General features: G+C 30.8%; 18 protein-coding genes and 1 riboswitch. Of the genes, 16 read left to right on the top strand and 2 right to left on the bottom strand.

The genetic code is table 11. The annotated features are described in order from the left end of the window. The first annotated feature begins 42 nt into the window (after nt 1-42). From mvk to fni, 4 genes are read left to right on the top strand one after another with little or no spacing between them, the layout of a single operon-like run. Entirely contained in the window at nt 43-1,011 is a 969-nt protein-coding gene (mvk, locus tag B5X49_RS01675; RefSeq protein WP_246777876.1) for a mevalonate kinase, read from the top strand. Next, complete coding sequence (mvaD, locus tag B5X49_RS01670) at nt 1,008-1,955, top strand: diphosphomevalonate decarboxylase (RefSeq protein ID WP_045749450.1); 948 nt, start codon at nt 1,008-1,010, stop codon at nt 1,953-1,955. The genes mvk and mvaD overlap by 4 nt, the downstream gene beginning before the upstream one ends. Beyond that, a complete protein-coding gene (locus B5X49_RS01665) occupies nt 1,952-2,995 on the top strand; it encodes a phosphomevalonate kinase (protein ID WP_045749449.1) in 1,044 nt (347 codons plus the stop codon). Before mvaD ends, B5X49_RS01665 begins: the two co-directional genes overlap by 4 nt. Then, nucleotides 2,982-3,956, top strand: a complete 975-nt coding sequence (fni, locus tag B5X49_RS01660) for a type 2 isopentenyl-diphosphate Delta-isomerase (protein WP_045749448.1) — start codon at nt 2,982-2,984, stop codon at nt 3,954-3,956. Before B5X49_RS01665 ends, fni begins: the two co-directional genes overlap by 14 nt. A gap of 38 nt (nt 3,957-3,994) precedes the next feature. Here the strand turns inward: fni and B5X49_RS01655 are convergent, their stop codons facing one another. Together B5X49_RS01655 and B5X49_RS01650 are read right to left on the bottom strand one after the other, a co-directional pair. After that, complete coding sequence (locus B5X49_RS01655; protein ID WP_045749447.1) at nt 3,995-4,684, bottom strand: hypothetical protein; 690 nt, start codon at nt 4,682-4,684, stop codon at nt 3,995-3,997. Between the two features lie 86 nt (nt 4,685-4,770). After that, the gene (locus tag B5X49_RS01650; protein ID WP_045749446.1) at nt 4,771-5,148 is read right to left on the bottom strand and encodes a hypothetical protein; all 378 of its coding nucleotides are present in this window, start codon (nt 5,146-5,148) and stop codon (nt 4,771-4,773) included. A gap of 91 nt (nt 5,149-5,239) precedes the next feature. Between B5X49_RS01650 and B5X49_RS01645 the strand changes: the two genes are divergently transcribed. The 12 genes from B5X49_RS01645 (at nt 5,240) to B5X49_RS01590 (ending at nt 18,471) form a co-directional block, all read left to right on the top strand. Then, nucleotides 5,240-5,953: an acyl-ACP thioesterase domain-containing protein gene (locus B5X49_RS01645; RefSeq protein WP_045749445.1), complete on the top strand. Its 714-nt coding sequence runs from the start codon at nt 5,240-5,242 to the stop codon at nt 5,951-5,953. Between the two features lie 67 nt (nt 5,954-6,020). Then, nucleotides 6,021-6,998 (top strand): GMP reductase, encoded by a 978-nt coding sequence (gene guaC / locus B5X49_RS01640; RefSeq protein ID WP_045749444.1) that lies wholly within the window; start codon nt 6,021-6,023, stop codon nt 6,996-6,998. Nucleotides 6,999-7,122: 124 nt separating this feature from the next. Then, nucleotides 7,123-8,637: a sensor domain-containing diguanylate cyclase gene (locus B5X49_RS01635; protein ID WP_045749443.1), complete on the top strand. Its 1,515-nt coding sequence runs from the start codon at nt 7,123-7,125 to the stop codon at nt 8,635-8,637. A gap of 114 nt (nt 8,638-8,751) precedes the next feature. After that, nucleotides 8,752-10,470: a bifunctional metallophosphatase/5'-nucleotidase gene (locus B5X49_RS01630; RefSeq protein ID WP_045749442.1), complete on the top strand. Its 1,719-nt coding sequence runs from the start codon at nt 8,752-8,754 to the stop codon at nt 10,468-10,470. An 82-nt stretch (nt 10,471-10,552) separates the two neighbouring features. Further along, a riboswitch (Lysine riboswitch) is annotated at nt 10,553-10,703 on the top strand. Nucleotides 10,704-10,807: 104 nt separating this feature from the next. Beyond that, the gene (gene lysA / locus B5X49_RS01625) at nt 10,808-12,064 is read left to right on the top strand and encodes a diaminopimelate decarboxylase (RefSeq protein ID WP_045749441.1); all 1,257 of its coding nucleotides are present in this window, start codon (nt 10,808-10,810) and stop codon (nt 12,062-12,064) included. Further along, complete coding sequence (locus tag B5X49_RS01620) at nt 12,065-13,267, top strand: aspartate kinase (RefSeq protein ID WP_079560608.1); 1,203 nt, start codon at nt 12,065-12,067, stop codon at nt 13,265-13,267. Nucleotides 13,268-13,279: 12 nt separating this feature from the next. Further along, on the top strand, nt 13,280-14,062 hold the full coding sequence (gene dapF, locus B5X49_RS01615) for a diaminopimelate epimerase (protein ID WP_045749440.1): 783 nt from the start codon (nt 13,280-13,282) through the stop codon (nt 14,060-14,062). Then, nucleotides 14,059-15,051: an aspartate-semialdehyde dehydrogenase gene (locus B5X49_RS01610; protein ID WP_045749439.1), complete on the top strand. Its 993-nt coding sequence runs from the start codon at nt 14,059-14,061 to the stop codon at nt 15,049-15,051. Before dapF ends, B5X49_RS01610 begins: the two co-directional genes overlap by 4 nt. Continuing rightward, entirely contained in the window at nt 15,044-15,913 is an 870-nt protein-coding gene (gene dapA / locus B5X49_RS01605; RefSeq protein WP_045749438.1) for a 4-hydroxy-tetrahydrodipicolinate synthase, read from the top strand. Before B5X49_RS01610 ends, dapA begins: the two co-directional genes overlap by 8 nt. Then, nucleotides 15,906-16,631 (top strand): 4-hydroxy-tetrahydrodipicolinate reductase, encoded by a 726-nt coding sequence (gene dapB / locus B5X49_RS01600; RefSeq protein ID WP_045749437.1) that lies wholly within the window; start codon nt 15,906-15,908, stop codon nt 16,629-16,631. Before dapA ends, dapB begins: the two co-directional genes overlap by 8 nt. Beyond that, a complete protein-coding gene (gene dapD / locus B5X49_RS01595; protein WP_045749436.1) occupies nt 16,628-17,338 on the top strand; it encodes a 2,3,4,5-tetrahydropyridine-2,6-dicarboxylate N-acetyltransferase in 711 nt (236 codons plus the stop codon). The genes dapB and dapD overlap by 4 nt, the downstream gene beginning before the upstream one ends. 5 nt (nt 17,339-17,343) lie before the next feature. Then, on the top strand, nt 17,344-18,471 hold the full coding sequence (locus B5X49_RS01590) for a M20 metallopeptidase family protein (RefSeq protein WP_045749435.1): 1,128 nt from the start codon (nt 17,344-17,346) through the stop codon (nt 18,469-18,471). Nucleotides 18,472-18,527 lie beyond the last annotated feature (56 nt).

Here is an 18,527-nt window from a genome sequence, read left to right as displayed (position 1 = left end):
TTTCTAATCTTGATTTATTTCATTTTATCATAACATGATATAATGAGTATAGAAAGTGAGCGTACTTATATGACAGATTTTGGACAAGGTGCAGCTAGCGGAAAAATCATTTTAATGGGAGAACATTCTGTTGTTTATGGTAAACCAGCAATTGCACTTCCTTTTAATCAAGCACAAATAACTTCAAAAATATATAAAACGGATAAAGAAATTACAATTGATTGTATTTACCATCAAGGAGAATTAAACACTGCTCCAGATAATTTATATGGAATAAAACAATTAATTAATATTGTTCTTATTTATTTGAAACAACCATTTTTTGGAATTCATATAAAAATTGAGTCTAATTTACCTTCACAGCGAGGATTAGGATCATCAGCAGCAGTTTCTATAGCAGTTGTAAGATCTCTTTTTGATGCTTTTCAAGTGAATCTAACTCAAGAAACACTCAATCATTTTGTTGAAATCGCAGAACAGATTCACCATGTTAACCCATCAGGCTTAGATGCAACTACAATTGCTTTTGGTAAAGCAGTATTTTATCAGAAAGATATTGGTAAATCTGTAATTCCATTAAGAATGGATGCTATTTTAGTCGTAGCCGATACAGGTGTAAAAGGTTTAACTAAAGAGGCTGTATCTGATGTAAAAAAACTATGGAAAAGCAACCCAAATATTATAAATCCAATCATGGATAGATTAGAAGAACTCACCAATAATGTTAAGGTATTTTTAGAGAATAACGAAGTTGTAAGACTTGGTTTAGCAATGACAGAGGCACACCAATTATTAAGAAGTATTGATGTATCCGATGATAAACTTGAAGAACTTGTTGATGTTGCATTAAAATCAGGTGCATTAGGTGCAAAACTCACCGGTGGTGGTAAGGGAGGGTGCATGATTGCACTTGCAACAAATATGGAACAAGCAATTTTAATTGCAGACTCACTTAAACAAAGTGGTGCTGCACACACTTGGTTCTACGACTTAAAGGAAATAATCACATGACACATAAAGCAAAAGCACATACAAATATCGCACTTGTAAAATATTGGGGGAAGAAAGAATCTACGGATAATTTACCAATTAATTCCTCAATTAGTTTAACGTTAGATAATTTTTATACTATTACAAGTGTTACATATGATCCTAACTTAAAACAAGATGAACTAAAAATCGATGATGTATCTATTCAAGGTGTAGAGTTTCAACGTGTGACCAAATTTATGGATAGAATTAGAAAAATGTATCAAATTCCTTACTATGCTTATATTGATTCTAAAAATCATGTTCCTAAAAAAGCAGGGTTAGCATCATCCTCATCTGCATTTGCAGCACTCGCATATGCAGCGCTAAAGGCATATGGTATTGAGGTCTCAGATAAAGAACTTTCAACTGTTGCAAGAATCGGATCTGGTTCGGCATCACGATCTGTTTATGGTGGATTTGTTGTTTGGGAAGAAGGAATGAGTCATGAAACGAGTTATGCTTATCCTTTAAAGGATGCTGATGAATACGCACTTATTGTTTGTATGGTTGATAAAAAAGAAAAGAGTATTGATAGTCGAAGTGCAATGTTAAAACTAAATGAGTTCCCTGAACTTAAATTAGAATGGATTGAAAACACTCAATATTTATTCCAAGAAATGAAAGAAGCTATTTTAGAAGATGATCTAGACCGTATTGGGAGTATTGCTGAATCACATGCGAACCTGATGCACTATGTGATTCAAGAAACAGGAGTAACATTCTTAACGGATAAATCATTTGAGATTATGGACTTAACTGAGAAGATTCGACTTAAGGGATTACCTGTTTACTATACAATGGATGCAGGTCCAAATGTTAAAATATTAACGAAAAAGAAATATGTATCACAAGTTTTACCTTATTATGAGAAAGTAGCAGAAACAATCGTATGCTATCAAGGTGGAGGTATTGAGTCGATATGATTTCCTTAAAAGTACCTGGAAAGTTATTTATATTAGGTGAATATTCTGTATTAAAACCTGGTAATGAAGCTGTATTAGTTGCAGTGGATAAATTTATTAATGTAGAAGTTAATGCTCAAGAAGAGTATGAATTCAAATCGGAATTAGGACATTTTAGATGGATGTTATCAGACCGTTTACCTGTATTCTCATATGATGAACTTACACATGCAAAAGCAGGTATATATATTGCACATCGATATTTAAATTATAAAGGTATTGAACCAAGAACGTATCGAATCAATTTAGAATCAGAATTAACATCTAAAGAAAATATCAAATATGGATTAGGATCATCTGGTGCAGTTATCATAGCCGTCATTAAGTCTATTCTTGATTTTCATAAAGTAAAGATTAGAAAAATTAATTTGTTTAAACTAGCAGTACTCGCACAAATTGAAATTAATGATATCACATCAGGTGGTGAACTTGCAGCATCTATTTATGGTGGATGGGTTCATTATCAACGTTATGACTTGATTTGGGTAATGAATCGAAAAGGTAAATTTGATGAAATTATTCAACTGGATTGGCCATTATTAAGTATTAAAAGACTAGGAATACCTGATGTTCAATTAGCAATTTGTTTTAGTGGTTTTTCACAATCCACAAAAATATCTACTGAGAAATTTCAAGAGTTAAGTTCTGGAACTTGGTATCCTGGATTTCTTAATAAAACAAGATTGTTAGTGAGTCAATTTAAATCAGCTGTTGAACGAAGTGATTATTATACAATGAAATATTTAATTGAACTCTACAGAGGTCAATTAAAGGAACTAGAAGAACAATCCGATGTCGTTATTGAATCTGAACCATTCAAAAAAATGATTCAAACTGCAAATAATTTAGGGTTTGCATCTAAAACATCAGGTGCAGGTTTTGGTGATTGTGGATTTGCTCTAGTGAAAAATGGTGTGGATAAAGTGCGTTTACAAGATGAATGGATTAAACAAGGGTTAACCGCATTGGAAATTGAGGTTTGGAATCATGATAAAGAATAGAAAAGATGAACACATAGCATTTGCTTTTAAACAAGGAATAAGAATAAATAGATTTGATGATGTTTTTTTGGAATCAACTGATTTACCTGAAATGTCTATAGAGGATATTGATTTAAGTACGACATTTTTAGGATACGACATTCCTTATCCCTTTTATATAAATGCGATGACTGGTGGATCTTTAAAAGCAACAGAGATTAATGAATTTTTATCGAAATTAGCAAATCATTTTAATCTTCCTATGGTTTTAGGAAGTCAATCTATTGCAATCAAAGATGCATCATGGGAATCCTCATTTAAAGTCGCAAGAAAGCATCATAATGGTTTATTAATATCCAATGTGAATCCTAATTTCACTTTAGAACAAGCAAAAAAAGCAATTCAAATGGTTGATTCAAATGGTTTAAGTATCCACATTAATTTAATTCAAGAACTAAGTATGGCAGAAGGTGACCGTGATTTTAGATTATGGAACGATAATATTAAAAATATTGTTTCAAATATCCAAGTACCAGTCTATGTGAAACAAGTGGGACAGGGTATGTCACTTCAAACAGTACAAAAGCTAAAGAAACTCGGTGTAAAAGCTATTGATGTATCAGGAAAAGGTGGAACATCCTTTATTGAAATTGAATCAAACAGATCTAAAACTGACTATAGTTATCTAGAATCCTTCAGTATTGAGACTGTGGATGCATTGCTTAATTTAAAAGATGAAACCGAATTAGATATCTATGCATCTGGGGGGATTAGAAATCCATTAGATGTTATCAAAGCTTTAACATTAGGTGCCAAAGCTGTTGGACTTTCAAAATGGTTCTTATTACTTACAGAACTTTCAATGGAAGAAGCCATACAAAGGGTAGAACAATTCATTACTGATTTGAAAAAAATTATGTTGATTGTTGGAAAACAGAATATTAAAGCATTAAAAGAAGTCAAATACACAGTTAAATCATAAAAAAAAGGCAACTCGCTTATGAGTTGCCTTTATCTTATTTAAGATTGACCTTTTTTAAATGATAGGACCAATTCATATGATAAGTAGGCTGTAACACCGACGATTAATAATGCATGGAACCATTCATTCAATGTAATGCCACTGATGTTAGCTGTTAAATCATCTATCAAATTAATTATTGGGAACACGAGATTGGATAAAGCATAAAGTAATGCAATGATCTTTGTTCCAAAAAATAAGATAAGTAATAAGACAAGTGAATAGATGATCGTTGTTGTATATCCAAAAGCTAAATAACTTACTAATACAAACGCTAATAAAGGTAAAGAGTCTTTAAAAGATAGTTTGGTCGGTTTAGGTTTTTCATACAATACAAATGAAACAGATACAAATAATGTATAAAGCATTGCTAGTAAATTTACAATGGTTTCAGGTGTAAAAGCATTAATAGGTGAACTACTAAACAAACTGTTTATAAATGCTGATAATGCCCCTATATACAAAGTAAATAATATGAAATGTGAAATCAGTGGTTTACCTTTGTATTGAGCCCAAAATATAGTAAATGTCATAGCAACAACTGATAGCCAGATTCCAACTGTAAATAAGTTAAATCCTAAGCCGAAAATATTGAATATATCAATCTGCCAGAGTGCAAGAATTAATACAACAACTAATCCTCCAACACTCTTAGAAAAATCTTTCAAAGAAAGTAAAAATTGTTTCATATGGATTATCCCCCTCATAGATAATTTATACTTTAATGATAATACATTTGATTAAATAATGTGTAAAAAATGCTATTTAATTTGAGTTACTTCATTTTTTTATTCTGTTTATGATTATCCTTTTTAAAAAACCATCTAAATGGTATGATATTAGCAAGGGCTAATGACAAAGCATAGTAATACCATGGAACTAAAGGTTGATTTAAAACTAAAGAGGTAACAGAGGAGTCTGTTGTTGGAACCAAATGAATACTATTATTGAAATAAGTAATTTCTATATATAGTATTGGTTCTCCAAATTGAATTTCATAATATTCTGTGGCTTGAGCCTCAACAGGTGGTCTGTTCAGTGAATATACTTGATTTGGATTAAACGTAATAAAGTTATAATCTAAAGCAAATAAAAAAATAATCAATATAGATAATATCATTCGATTCAAAATGAGTTTTAATAAAAAATTCATATAATCACCTTCCAATAGACTCATAATCAAGACTATTTTAGCATGTTTTTATGAATACGAGTAGTTAAAAAATTATAGAATGAGGTTTAATATGTATAAAGAAACAAGAATCGTTCAAGCATCAGAAATAGGTTATAATCATCAGATGCGACTTTTAGATGTAATTAATATGATTCAAGATGTAGAAGGTGCGCACATTGAACATTTGAAGCCTTTATCTGATGAGGCAAAAAGAGATGAATTCGGTATTATTTTAAACTATCGATATGTACACATCAAAAGATGGCCGAAAAATAAGAATCTATTAGAACTTATAACCTTTCCTTACGAAACAAAGTCATTTTATGGATATAGAAATACACTATGTTATGATTTGATGGGTGAACTTTTAATTGAATCTTATTGCGTAGGATCATTTATCCATTTAAAAGACTTAAGTCCACATAGATTAAGTAACTACACACTTAAAAGTATAAAGCCCATAGAAAAACATCCCATGAAATATGAGGGAAGAAAAATAGAATTAGATAGAGCATTAACATTTATAAAAGAAGAAATCATAACTGTAAAACAATCTCATATTGATTATTATCAACATTTGAATAATGCTTTCTATGTAGATTTTGCATATAACATGTTACCAAGATCATATGAATTTAATACAGTTATAGGTGAATATAAAAAGTCATTTAAATTAGACTCACAAATGCATTTAAAACTTTTTGAAACAAGTGAAGGATATCTTATCAAATTCTTTGATACAGAAAATGAACTGTATACCTTGATTGAATTTAAAAACATTTAGTTGAATAAGTGGACATGTAAGACAATCTATGATAATATAAATTGGTTTTACAAAAAGGAGAATGAGCATGCAAGTATTTGATTATGAAGATATACAGTTAATTCCTTCAAAATGTATTGTTAAATCAAGAAGTGAATGTGACACAAGTGTACAGTTTGGACCAAGAACGTTTAAACTACCAGTGGTTCCTGCAAATATGGGTACCATCATCGATGAGAAGTTAGCAATTTTTCTAGCATCGAATGATTATTTTTATATCATGCACAGATTTGATGAAAGTGGAAGAATTCCTTTTATTAAAAAAATGCAAAGTCTTAATCTGTATACATCCATTTCAGTGGGTGTAAAAACTGATGAATATATATTTGTTGAAACTCTTGCAAAAGAGAATTTAATTCCTGACTATATTACAATAGACATTGCACATGGTCATAGTGATTCAGTCATTGAAATGATTCATCATATCAAAAAACATTTACCTAAAAGCTTTTTAATAGCTGGAAATGTTGCAACACCTGAAGCAGTACGTGAACTTGAAAATGCTGGTGCTGATGCGACTAAGATTGGTGTTGGACCAGGGAAGGTTTGTATTACTAAAATTAAAACAGGTTTTGGTACAGGTGGTTGGCAGTTAGCTGCAGTTTCTAGATGTTCTAAAGTAGCTAGAAAACCTTTGATTGCTGATGGCGGTATAAGAACTCATGGTGATATTGCAAAATCCATTCGATTTGGTGCATCCATGATTATGATTGGTTTCTTATTTGCTGGTCATGAGGAATCACCAGGTAATACAGTTGAAATCAATGGCCAAACAATGAAAGAATATTTTGGTTCAGCATCTGAATATCAAAAAGGTGAAAAAATCAATGTCGAAGGTAAAAAGATATTAATACCTTATAAAGGTAAAATAGAATCTACACTTAAAGAAATGAGAGAAGATCTACAATCATCAATTTCATATGCTGGTGGTAGGGATTTAGAAGCATTAACTAAAGTAGACTATGTAGTCGTTAAAAACTCAATTTTTAACGGAGATTGGATATAAAATGATGTTTAAGAGCGAAAAATGAATAAGTTTTCGCTTTTTTTATGTAAATTCATATAAATTAGCATGGACAAAATTAATAAATAGTATATAATGTTCATATAATAAATCATTAGGGGAGAACATGGTTTATACATCTTTAGCAATAACAGCCTTTTTTGTCACATCTATCATCACGCTTTTAACATTAATTTCATATCAAAGGCTCAAAGAACAATTTAAGGGAATTCGTGAGTGGATTGTAGGTGTAAACCTAAACTCTATCGCACTTGTAATCTCAGGTTTAACAACGCTTGAAACAAAATTCATTTTTGTTCCTTTTATTTTAGCTTTGTTTATGTTAGGAAATATTTTACTTTTAAGAGGTATCTCCCGATTCTTTATTTTAAAAAATTTACATTTAGATGTCATCATTATTAATTTTTTATTATTCTCACTTGCACTATATTTTCTATGGTTTGATGATCAGATTTCGTTTCAAATATTGGCGTTGCAACTCGCACTCATATATACTTATGTGAGAAGTATCATGATTCTTTTAATTCATGGTGACAAACAGAATAAAATGGATAAATATATGTTTATCACTATACTTTTATCACTCGTTATAGTTTCAGCGATAAGATCAATTAATGGTTTCAATGTAGATTTAAACAACACAAATGCTTTGATTGCAAATGATTTAGGATACACGTTGATGTTAATTCAATATTTGTTATTTATCATGATGGCGATTTACTTTAATTTGTTTATTAATCAAAAAACACATGTTAAAGTTGATCAAGAACATGAAAAGTTTAAAATCATTTTTAATGAATCACCACTGGCAATGATGATGTTGAATGAAGATGGAATGATCATTGAGATTAATCAAAAATTTGCAGATATTTTTGGTTATCAATCCAAAGACATTGTTGATTCAAATATTACACATGCAAAACTATTTGAACTTGTTGATCAGGATCTACTTCAAGATATTTATGAAATGAATCCAAATATTCAAAATACCGAACTTTCTATTATGAATTCAAATAAGGAAAGAATTCAGTGTTTACTGAACACTTCATTTATTCAATATGATGATAATGTTCACACATTAATGACATTTACAAATATCAGTGAAATTCACAAATTAAAAGAAAAACTTTATTATTATGCACATTATGATTTATTAACAGAATTACCAAACAGAAGAAAATTTTTGAAATATATAGAAGGAGCTAAGAATTCCTTTGAAAAATTTGCTATTGTTACTATAGATTTAGATGACTTTAAGCAAATTAATGATATGTATGGACATGATGCTGGTGATGAAGTCTTAAAACTCATGGCACAAAAATTAAAAAACAATTTAGAAGAAGACGATTTCATCGCACGTTATGGTGGAGATGAATTTGTACTTGTTGTAAATTATCAACGTAATAAAGAAGTTTTAGAAGAACGTATTAAACGCGTTACAAACATCTTAAATAAAGGTTTTGTCTATAGGGATTACCGATTCCAAGTGACAGCATCTATTGGATATGCGGTATATCCACTTCATGGAACTGAGATTACAGATTTGATGAGAAAAGCAGATATCGCAATGTATTCTGTTAAACATCATCAAAAAAATGATTTTAAAGTATTTGAAGATTAATAGAAAAATTGGGATGAACTTATATTTCATCCCTTTTATTATGCTTCTTACAAAGAATTTAAAGGTACTATCATGTTATAATATTTAATAGACTCTAAAAGATTGAGGTTTACTATGAAAAAGATTATGACTGGGTTTATGATGTTGTTTGTTTTAATGATTCTACAAGCATGCGTAAGACCTGTACCTTTAGAAATTATATTTGAAGCACCTGAACAATATATACACTATATCGATGATGAAACACCTGATTTTATGGAAGATATTGTTGCTGAATTATCCGATGGAACAAGTTTGTTAGAATATGTTACTTATAATGATGCCTTAGTTAACTATGATCAAGTGGGTGAATATGCTTTAATTTTTAATCTAAACTATGATGACAAAAAATATCAGGAGTTTAGTGAAGTTAAAGTGGTTCGTTCAATTTCAGATGATGAGATTAGTTTAAATATATATTATTTAAATGATTTACATGGAGCTATATTAGAAGATGAAAGCTCTATGGGATTAGCTAAAATAGCAAATGTTATTATGAATGAAAAAGAAAATAAACCAGAAGAAACATTATTCCTGGCTGGTGGAGATATGTTACAAGGTCAAATCATTTCAAATTGGTATGATGGTGCCTCTGTGATTGAACTCCTCAATGACATGGAACTTGATGCATTTGTTATCGGTAATCATGAATTTGATTGGGGAATTGAAGAAGTTACAAAATATTTTGACGGATCATTTCCATTACAAGCAAATTACCCACTTCTAGGAGCTAATGTATATAAAAAAGAAACCAATACCCTGGAAGATGGATTTGAGCCTTATACAATAATTGAAAAACAAGGTGTTAAAATAGCTGTAATTGGAACGATGGGTTATGGTCTTGAAAGTTCGATTGCATATGCAAGAGTTAAAGATCATACATTTATTGATCCGATAGAGCGTGTTGGATATTGGGCAGAATATGTTCGTAAAGAATTAGGTGCAGAAATTGTAATTGCAATTAACCATGCCGATTCTTCACAGTTTAATAATCAAGTTGCAGGTTTTACAGGGGATAAGAAAGTAGATATGATATTTAATGGTCATACACATCAGGCTTACACTCAAGAAGTCAATGGTAAACCATTACTTCAAACAGGAGCATATGGTGAAAACCTAGGTAATGTTTTAATTCATTACCAAAAGGGTTTAGGTGTAACAAGTTTTACAATGAAGAATTTAAATGAATCAAATGATGCTAGATTACGAACAGAAGAAGCGAGTATTCAATTAAAAATAGAAGGTTTTTATGAAGAAATTGAATCTTTATACGAACCGATTATGAAATCATCAAATTATTATAGTCAAAGTGAACTTACGATATTTATAGCTAAGTTGATGCAATCTTACTTTGGTGCCGATGTAGGTGTCCATAACTTTGGTGGAACAAGAGACTCTATCTTACAAAATGAAGATATTAGTTACGCAAAACTATTCCAAATTTCTCCTTTTGACAATACAGTAGTATTAGTTGAAGTTACAGGTTCAATTCTACTTGGTGAAACAGGTAATCATGGATTAAGTTTTAAAGATGGACTATCAAGTGGTCAAATTCAAAGTAATCAAACGTACTTAATGGCTGTCAATGATTATATATTTGGAAGTAGTTCAACTTTAAGAAATCTTCCTAATGTCATTTATACACGTAAAACCGTTTTAGATATATTTGTTGAACTGGTTGAAACTCAAAAAGAGTTAGGACACACTTCTTGGTCAACGAGTTTACCACTTGTTTGGGAATTACCACTTGCTAAGCAAGCATATATCATTCCAAAATTTGATTTTATTGCATAAAAAGGTGCGATATTCATTAAAAAGATGAATATCGTACTTTTTTTTAATAACATGTTATAATATACAATGAAAAATAAATCATCTCATATAATGAGGCTGCGGATAACAAATAGTACCATGACTGGAAAAGGTGTTACCGCCGAAGCAACTAGATTTGCTGGGTGTAAATTGAATAAATTTACAACTGTTTCTTAAAACTCGCCTAAAGGTTTAAGAATTGCGCATTATTTGAGAATAGGCAAGAGTTTTAGTATAATCACTAGCTTTTGCAGTGATTTTTATTTTTAAAAAATAAAAAATGAAAGGCAATCATTCATGGATGATTGAAACGATATGAATGCAAATAGCAAACGTAGATATTAAAACACTTAAAGACAAATATCAGACACCTCTATATGTGTATGATGAGGATGCAATAAGACTACAATGTCAAAGATTCATCAAAAATTTTAAACATAAAGATATAAAAACTTCAGTTATATACGCATCCAAAGCATTTTTAACAATTGGAATGGTTCAACTTATAAAGTCAGAAGGTTTAATGTTGGACTGTGTATCACAAGGTGAGGTATATACTGCACTCAAAGCAGGATTTGATCCAAAACATATCGTTTTACACGGAAATAATAAAACAATAGAAGAATTACAGATGGCATTAAATTTTAAGATTGGTTACATTGTTCTTGATAATCCATTTGAAGCTAGACTATTAATGGACATTGTCAGTGAAAACTATATTCCAAAAGTGATGTTACGCATCAATCCAGGTATTGATGCACATACCCATGAGTACATTAAAACTTCCAAATTAGACTCTAAATTTGGAGTTTCCATTGAAGATAAGGAAACTCTTGAAATTATTTTTGAATTAAGTAAGCATCCATATATCGAGTTTCTTGGTACACATTCCCATATAGGTTCACAGATTTTAGAGCCAAAATCCTTTATTGAACATGCAAAAACTGTACTTAATTTTTATAAATTAGTTAAAGATACATATAATGTCGATCTTAAAGCGGTAAATCTTGGTGGTGGGTTTGGCGTGAAATACTTAAAAGATGATATTAGATTAGATTTAGAAAAGGTTTTACCAATGATGCTGGATTCTATATATGAAACTGCTAATCAATTGGGTATTATCATGCCTCATGTCATGATAGAACCAGGTAGAAGCATCGTAGCAGAAGCAGGTTATACACTCTACACCATTAATCAAACAAAAGAAACAATCAATCACAAGAAATATATATTTATTGATGGATCCATGAATGATCATATACGTACAGCACTCTATCAAGCAAAATATGATTGTTTAATTATTGATAAAGAAAATCATGAACCTGATACAACATATACGGTTGCTGGTAAAGCTTGTGAGAGCGGTGATATTATTATTCATGACATCTTACTACCAAAAGCAAATCCGGGAGATTTATTGTTAGTTAAAACAACAGGTGCATATCATTATTCTATGGCATCAAATTATAACAGACTCACAATTCCTGCAGTTGTATTTCTCTCTAAAGGGAAAGATAAGTTGATTGTAAAAAGACAGTCCATGATGGATTTAATTCAATATGATGAGGTTCTATAAGTGAGAGCAGTTTTAAAATTTGGAGGTTCAAGTGTAGCAACGATTGAACTGATGAAAAAAGTTGCTGAAGTTATTATAAAAAGAAAAAAACTATATGATGAATTAATTATCGTAGTATCTGCAATGGGAAAAACAACAAACCAATTGATTTCAATGGCCAAAGAAATCTCATTGTATCCGAATAAAAGAGAAATGGATTTATTGATTTCAACAGGTGAAGTTGTTTCAATCTCATTATTATCTTTAATACTACAAGAAATGGGAGAAAACTCAATTGCACTTACCGGTACTCAAGCAGGTATTTTAACAAAAGGTACGCATACTAAAAATAAAATATCAGATATTCATACGGAAAAAATTGAAAGTGAACTCGCATTAGGAAAGATTGTTATTGTTGCAGGATTTCAAGGATTTAATGAACAAGGTGATATTACAACACTAGGTAGAGGTGGATCGGATACATCTGCTGTAGCACTGGCTGCTAAACTAAATTCAATTTGTGAAATATACACGGATGTAGATGGTATTTACGGAATAGATCCTAGACTTTATAAAGATGCTAAAAAGTTAAAACAAATCGATTATGAAGAAATGAAGGAAATGGCATTTCTTGGTGCTAAAGTAATGGAACCTAGAAGTATTGATATCGCACAAAATCATGGTGTGATCGTTTATGTCGCTAAGACATTAAGTGATGAGGAAGGAACATATATTATGAATTATAAAGATGGTTTAGAAGATAAAAAAATAACTGGAATCGCAGTTTCTGATAAAGTGATTATGGTTTCTATGAAACGTATTCCTTATTCTGCAAAACTAACTGCTGAACTATTCAGAGATTTAGCTAAAAATGAAGTTAATGTCGATGTTATTAACCAAAATCCTAGTATTGGTGGCAATATGAATATTGCTTTTACTGCTCATGCAGATGATTTAGATGCAGTCAATGAAGTTCTTGATCAGTTTAAAGTAAAGTATCCAGTAGTCAATATTTTAAGAATTGATGATGTGGTTAAAGTATCTTTAATTGGTAGTGCTATGCGCACACAAAGTGGGATAGCAGCTGAAGCGTTTGAAGTACTTGCAGATAATGATTTAGAGTTTAAATTAGTTACAACATCCGAGATTTCAATATCATATACTTTTGATCGTTCCAAAAAAGATAAAGTTATTGAAGTGTTGGCTAAACACTTTAATGTTTAGGATGGTATGAGGATGTATATAGAAAAATATCAAGCAACAGGTAATGATTTTATTTTATTTAAAGAAGAAGTATTAAATCCTAGTGAGGTTGCAATTAAAGTTTGCCACAGAAGATTTGGTGTAGGTGCCGATGGTATTTTATTTCCATCAAGTTCTGTTGTTGCAGATATCAAGATGAATTATTATAATTCAGATGGATCGATTGCAAAAATGTGTGGTAATGGCATTCGTGCATTTGCAAAATTTGTTTATAATCATCAACTTGTTTCAAAACCTGTATTTAAAATTGAGACATTATCTGGTGTAAAAGATATAGTCATAGACTCTGATATGATCAAAGTTAATATTGGTGAACCAAAACTTATATTTTCAGAAGATGAACTTACACAAAGTTATGATAGCCATCACGTGTATCATTTTAATATACTGGATGGTTATATACTATCTGTTGGAACTTTACATGCAATTATATATGATGTAACAGAAGATTTAAAAAAAGAAGCTAAAAGTATTCAAAATGATCCAATATTTGTGGATGGAGCGAATATTAATTTTGTAAAAGTGATTCATAGAAACCATTTGTTTGTTGAAACATTTGAAAGAGGTTCAGGTTGGACACTTTCTTGTGGAACTGGTGTTTCTGCATCTGTTTATCATGCTATGATGTTAGGATTAGTCGATCAAGGTGAAGTATTTGTTGATGTTAAAGGTGGTAAACTTGTTGTTGAAGTCAAAGATAATCAAATATACTTAACAGGTCCTGCAGAAAAAATACTAGAAGGGAATTTTATATGAGAGATATTCAAATAGGTATCGTTGGAGCAACAGGATTGGTTGGTCAAACAATGTTGAAGGTTTTAGAAAGTTATAAACTACCCATTTCCAATGTTCGTTTATATGCATCAAGTCGTTCAAAAGGTGAAATTGTATACTTTAATGAAAAACCTTTAGTTATTCAAGAATTAACTGAGCATTTTGTTAACGACAAACTGGATATCGTATTATTTGCTGTAGACAGTGATATTGCAAAAATCTATGCACCTATGGCAGCTAAAAAACATATTTATGTAATTGATAATTCAAGTGCATTCAGAATGCACGAAAACATAAAACTTATCGTACCTGAGGTTAATATTAATATACTTGAAAAAGATGATTACTTAATTGCAAATCCCAACTGTTCAACAATCCAAAGTGTAGTACCTTTAAAGGTGATTAAAGATTTATTCGGACTTGAAGAGGTAGATTATACAAGCTATCAAGCAGTAAGTGGTTCAGGTCATCCTGGACTTAAAGATTTAGATCGAACCAAAGAGGGATTAGAACCAATCTTTTATCCAAAATCCATTTACGAAAATGTCATTCCGCAAATTGATCATTTTACAGAAAATGGATTTACAAAAGAAGAATTAAAAATGGTGAATGAAACAAGAAAAATATTGAACCAAGATGTTTTTGTTTCAGCAACATGTGTACGTGTACCTGTGCGAGTTGGGCATAGTGTCTCAATGAAAGTTACCACTAAAAAACCTGTTGATTTAGAAGAGTTAATCCAAGCATTTCAAGAAAAATCATTTATTAAGGTTTATAAAGATCCAACATTTCCAACACCGAAGGATTTAATGGATAGTGATGATGTACATATTGGACGTATCAGAATGGATTTAAATTATCCAAATAAATTACTGTTATGGACAGTTGCAGATAATGTTAGAAAAGGTGCTGCATCTAATGCTGTTCAAATTGCAGAATATATTATTAAGGAGTTTTTAAGCAATGTTTAAAGGATTAGGTGTTGCCCTCGTTACGCCTTTTAAAGGCGCAAAAGTAGATTATGATGTATTAAAAGAACTACTATTTTTTCATGTTAAAAATGGTACGGATTTTCTTGTTATATTAGGTTCTACAGGTGAAGCTCAAACCTTATCTTTAAAGGAAAAGAAAGATATTATTAAGTTTTCTGTAGATACAGTAGGAAATCAAATACCAATCATGGTAGGAACAGGGACCAATGATACAAAGGAAAGTATTAAATTATCAAGATTAGCTGAAAGCTATGGAGCTAAGGGGTTATTAGTTGTAACACCATACTATAATAAGCCGCCTCAACGTGGTCTTATAAAACATTTTGAGACTATTGCAAAATCAACAAACCTACCAGTCATGCTTTACAATGTACCTTCAAGAACAGGGATTAATTTATTCGTTGAAAGTGTAAAAAAATTAAGTAAAAATCCAAAGATTATAGGTATTAAAGAAGCTAGTGGTGATTTAGAACAAGTTAAGAAAATTATTGACCAGACTCATAAAAATTTTATCGTTTTAACAGGTAATGATGATCAGCTTTATGAAACATTAAAATTAGGTGGTGATGGAGCAATTTCAGTTACTGGAAATTTAGTACCCAAAGAATTAAAACATCTAATTATGAATCATAAGCACTTAAATGAAACTGATTTTATCAAATATAATGATTTACACCAATCAATGTTTATAGAGACTAACCCTATTCCTGTTAAAGCTGCTTTAATACATATGGGTTTTGAAGTTGGGAGTCCTAGACTACCTTTAGTTAAAATAGATAAGAAACATGATAAACTATTAATAGAAGCACTAAAAAAGTATAAGTTGGTGAAACATGATTAAAGTTGTGATATCAGGAATTCTTGGAAAAATGGGACAAGTTCTCAAAGAAAACATTGAAAATGATACTTCTTTTACTTTGGTTGCTGGATTTGATAGAGTTGAAAGTCCAATGGTTAAAACCAAGTTAAATGACTTACCTGATGCAGATTGTTTAATTGATTTTTCAAGTCCTCAAGTTTTAAAGAGTTTATTAGAGTACGCAGTCGATAAGAAATTACCACTTGTACTTGCAACTACAGGATATTCTAGTGAGGATTTCTTACTGATTAAAAAAGCATCAGAAAATATTCCGATATTTTATACTGAAAATTATTCATTTGGTGTACATTTACTGCAAGAAGCTATTAAATTAGTATCAAAAGCAATCGATTCCAGTTATGATATCGAGATTATTGAGAAACATCACCGTTTTAAAAAAGATAGTCCAAGTGGTACTGCCATTAAACTTTATCAAGCAGTTCATGAGTCTAGAAAAGAATTACCATTAATTGAAGGTTATAGTGATTTAAAAGGTGTTCATGTTCACAGTTTACGTTTAGGTAGTTTACCTGGTGAACATAGTATCATTTTCTCAAGTTTAGAAGAAACTTTAGAATTTAAACACATTGCACATGATAAACATGTATTTGCTAAAGGCGCAATGAAAGCAGCAAAATTTATTGTAACAAAAAAAGCAGGTTTATATAATATGACTGATTTAATAGGAGGCACGAAATGAATGAATTTTTAAACGATCCATATGAAATAGCAAAATTTATTAAAAACGCTACGAAGAAAACACCAGTAAAAGCATATATAAAAGGAAATCTTTCAAAAATTGACTTTAATACATTCAAATTTTTTGGAGATCATAATCATGGTGTAGTCTTTGGAGAAGGTAATACATTATTACCATTTTTAGAAAATCATAAAGAAAATATCTTTGATTATGTTGTTGAACTTGATCGTAGAAATTCTGCAATACCTATGAAAGATATTTCTAAGGTGAATGCACGTATTGAACCAGGTACATGGATTAGAGAATATGTTACGATTGGTGACCAAGCCGTTATTATGATGGGCTCTATTATCAATATTGGAGCAGTTATTGGAGATCGAACCATGATTGACATGAATGCGGTATTAGGAGCTAGAGCTACAATTGGTAAGGATTGTCATATAGGTGCAGGTGCAGTTGTAGCAGGTGTATTAGAACCACCTAGTGCAACACCAACAACCATAGAAGATGGGGTCTTGGTTGGTGCAAATGCAGTTATACTTGAAGGTGTCAGAGTAGGTGAAGGTGCAGTTGTTGCAGCAGGGGCTGTTGTGACTGAAGATGTGCCTGAGAATGCTGTTGTTGCTGGTCAACCAGCAAGAATTGTTAAATATAAAGATGGAAGAACAATCGAAAAAACAAAAATTTTAGATGATTTAAGGAAGTGATTTATATGACGCTTGAAAGACTTACTAAGATAAGAAGGGACCTACATCAAATACCAGAAATTGGATTTGATTTAGAAAAGACCTATGCATATGTCAAAAATGAGCTTGAATCCATGGGATTTAAACCTTTAACATATGCAAAAACAGGATTGGTTGTGGTCATAGAGGGTCTTTCAAAAGAAGCAATAGCTTTTAGAGCAGATATGGATGGACTACCTGTTTTAGAAGGCACAAAAGTTGATTTTGAAAGTAAACATGTTGGTAATATGCATGCATGTGGTCATGATGGTCATACAACAATGTTATTAGGATTTGCAGAATATTTATCAAATATGCCAAAACCCAATCAAACGATTGTTCTTATCTTTCAACCGGCTGAAGAAGGACCGGGTGGAGCAGCTGTTATTATAAAAGAAGGTTTATTTAAAGACTACAATATCAAAGAGATTCATGGACTTCATTTGTTTCCAGGGTTGGATGAAGGTATTGTTGGATTAAAGCGTGGACCAATGCTTGCTAGAAATGCTGAATTTGATTTTATAATTCATGGTAAATCATCCCACGGTGCACAACCTCAAAGTGGAATTGATGCAGTCTTAGCTGCATCTCAGTTTGTAGTTTTATTGAATCAAATTGTTTCAAGATACATTGACCCTCTAGAACCAGCTGTTATTACTACTGGTAAAATTGAAGGTGGAGAAGCCAGAAATATTATTGCGAACAAAGTAAAAATTTCAGGTACTATTCGAGCATTTAATGATCAAATATTTGAATTACTTAAAAGAAAAATGATGGATGCTAAACTGTCAATCGAATCATTTTATGGTGTGAGTATTGATGATTTTATTGTAGATTATTATCCGGCTGTTGATAATGACTCAGCACTATATGAGGAAGTAAAAGCATCTCTTAAGGATCATGAAATTGTTGAATTAAAACCAATGATGTTTTCAGAAGACTTTGCATTTTATCAAAAGGAAGTTCCAGGTGTGTTTAGTTTTATTGGTACTAAAAATATCAATAAAGATTTTATACATCCGCTACATTCAAATTTCTTTAATTTTGATGAAAAAGTGTTGTTAAATGGATTAAAATATTTCATTGATATTGTTCAATATAAAAAAATGTTCTAATTAAAAACTCCTTTAACGGAGTTTTTTGATTTTTTCAATCATTTTTTTAACATTAT

This window comes from Acholeplasma oculi, assembly GCF_900166985.1.
Lineage (GTDB): Bacteria > Bacillota_I > Bacilli_A > Acholeplasmatales > Acholeplasmataceae > Acholeplasma > Acholeplasma oculi.
Note: the sequence above shows the minus strand (reverse complement) of the source record. Positions and strands in the feature narration are given on the sequence as shown.

Bases quoted from the DNA above. Each gene is read 5' to 3' on its own strand.
- mvk (WP_246777876.1), top strand. From the start codon at position 43: ATGAGTATAGAAAGTGAGCGTACTTATATGACAGATTTTGGACAAGGT.
- mvaD (WP_045749450.1), top strand. From the start codon at position 1,008: ATGACACATAAAGCAAAAGCACATACAAATATCGCACTTGTAAAATAT.
- B5X49_RS01665 (WP_045749449.1), top strand. From the start codon at position 1,952: ATGATTTCCTTAAAAGTACCTGGAAAGTTATTTATATTAGGTGAATAT.
- fni (WP_045749448.1), top strand. From the start codon at position 2,982: ATGATAAAGAATAGAAAAGATGAACACATAGCATTTGCTTTTAAACAA.
- B5X49_RS01655 (WP_045749447.1), bottom strand. From the start codon at position 4,684: ATGAAACAATTTTTACTTTCTTTGAAAGATTTTTCTAAGAGTGTTGGA.
- B5X49_RS01650 (WP_045749446.1), bottom strand. From the start codon at position 5,148: ATGAATTTTTTATTAAAACTCATTTTGAATCGAATGATATTATCTATA.
- B5X49_RS01645 (WP_045749445.1), top strand. From the start codon at position 5,240: ATGTATAAAGAAACAAGAATCGTTCAAGCATCAGAAATAGGTTATAAT.
- guaC (WP_045749444.1), top strand. From the start codon at position 6,021: ATGCAAGTATTTGATTATGAAGATATACAGTTAATTCCTTCAAAATGT.
- B5X49_RS01635 (WP_045749443.1), top strand. From the start codon at position 7,123: ATGGTTTATACATCTTTAGCAATAACAGCCTTTTTTGTCACATCTATC.
- B5X49_RS01630 (WP_045749442.1), top strand. From the start codon at position 8,752: ATGAAAAAGATTATGACTGGGTTTATGATGTTGTTTGTTTTAATGATT.
- lysA (WP_045749441.1), top strand. From the start codon at position 10,808: ATGCAAATAGCAAACGTAGATATTAAAACACTTAAAGACAAATATCAG.
- dapF (WP_045749440.1), top strand. From the start codon at position 13,280: ATGTATATAGAAAAATATCAAGCAACAGGTAATGATTTTATTTTATTT.
- B5X49_RS01610 (WP_045749439.1), top strand. From the start codon at position 14,059: ATGAGAGATATTCAAATAGGTATCGTTGGAGCAACAGGATTGGTTGGT.
- dapA (WP_045749438.1), top strand. From the start codon at position 15,044: ATGTTTAAAGGATTAGGTGTTGCCCTCGTTACGCCTTTTAAAGGCGCA.
- dapB (WP_045749437.1), top strand. From the start codon at position 15,906: ATGATTAAAGTTGTGATATCAGGAATTCTTGGAAAAATGGGACAAGTT.
- dapD (WP_045749436.1), top strand. From the start codon at position 16,628: ATGAATGAATTTTTAAACGATCCATATGAAATAGCAAAATTTATTAAA.
- B5X49_RS01590 (WP_045749435.1), top strand. From the start codon at position 17,344: ATGACGCTTGAAAGACTTACTAAGATAAGAAGGGACCTACATCAAATA.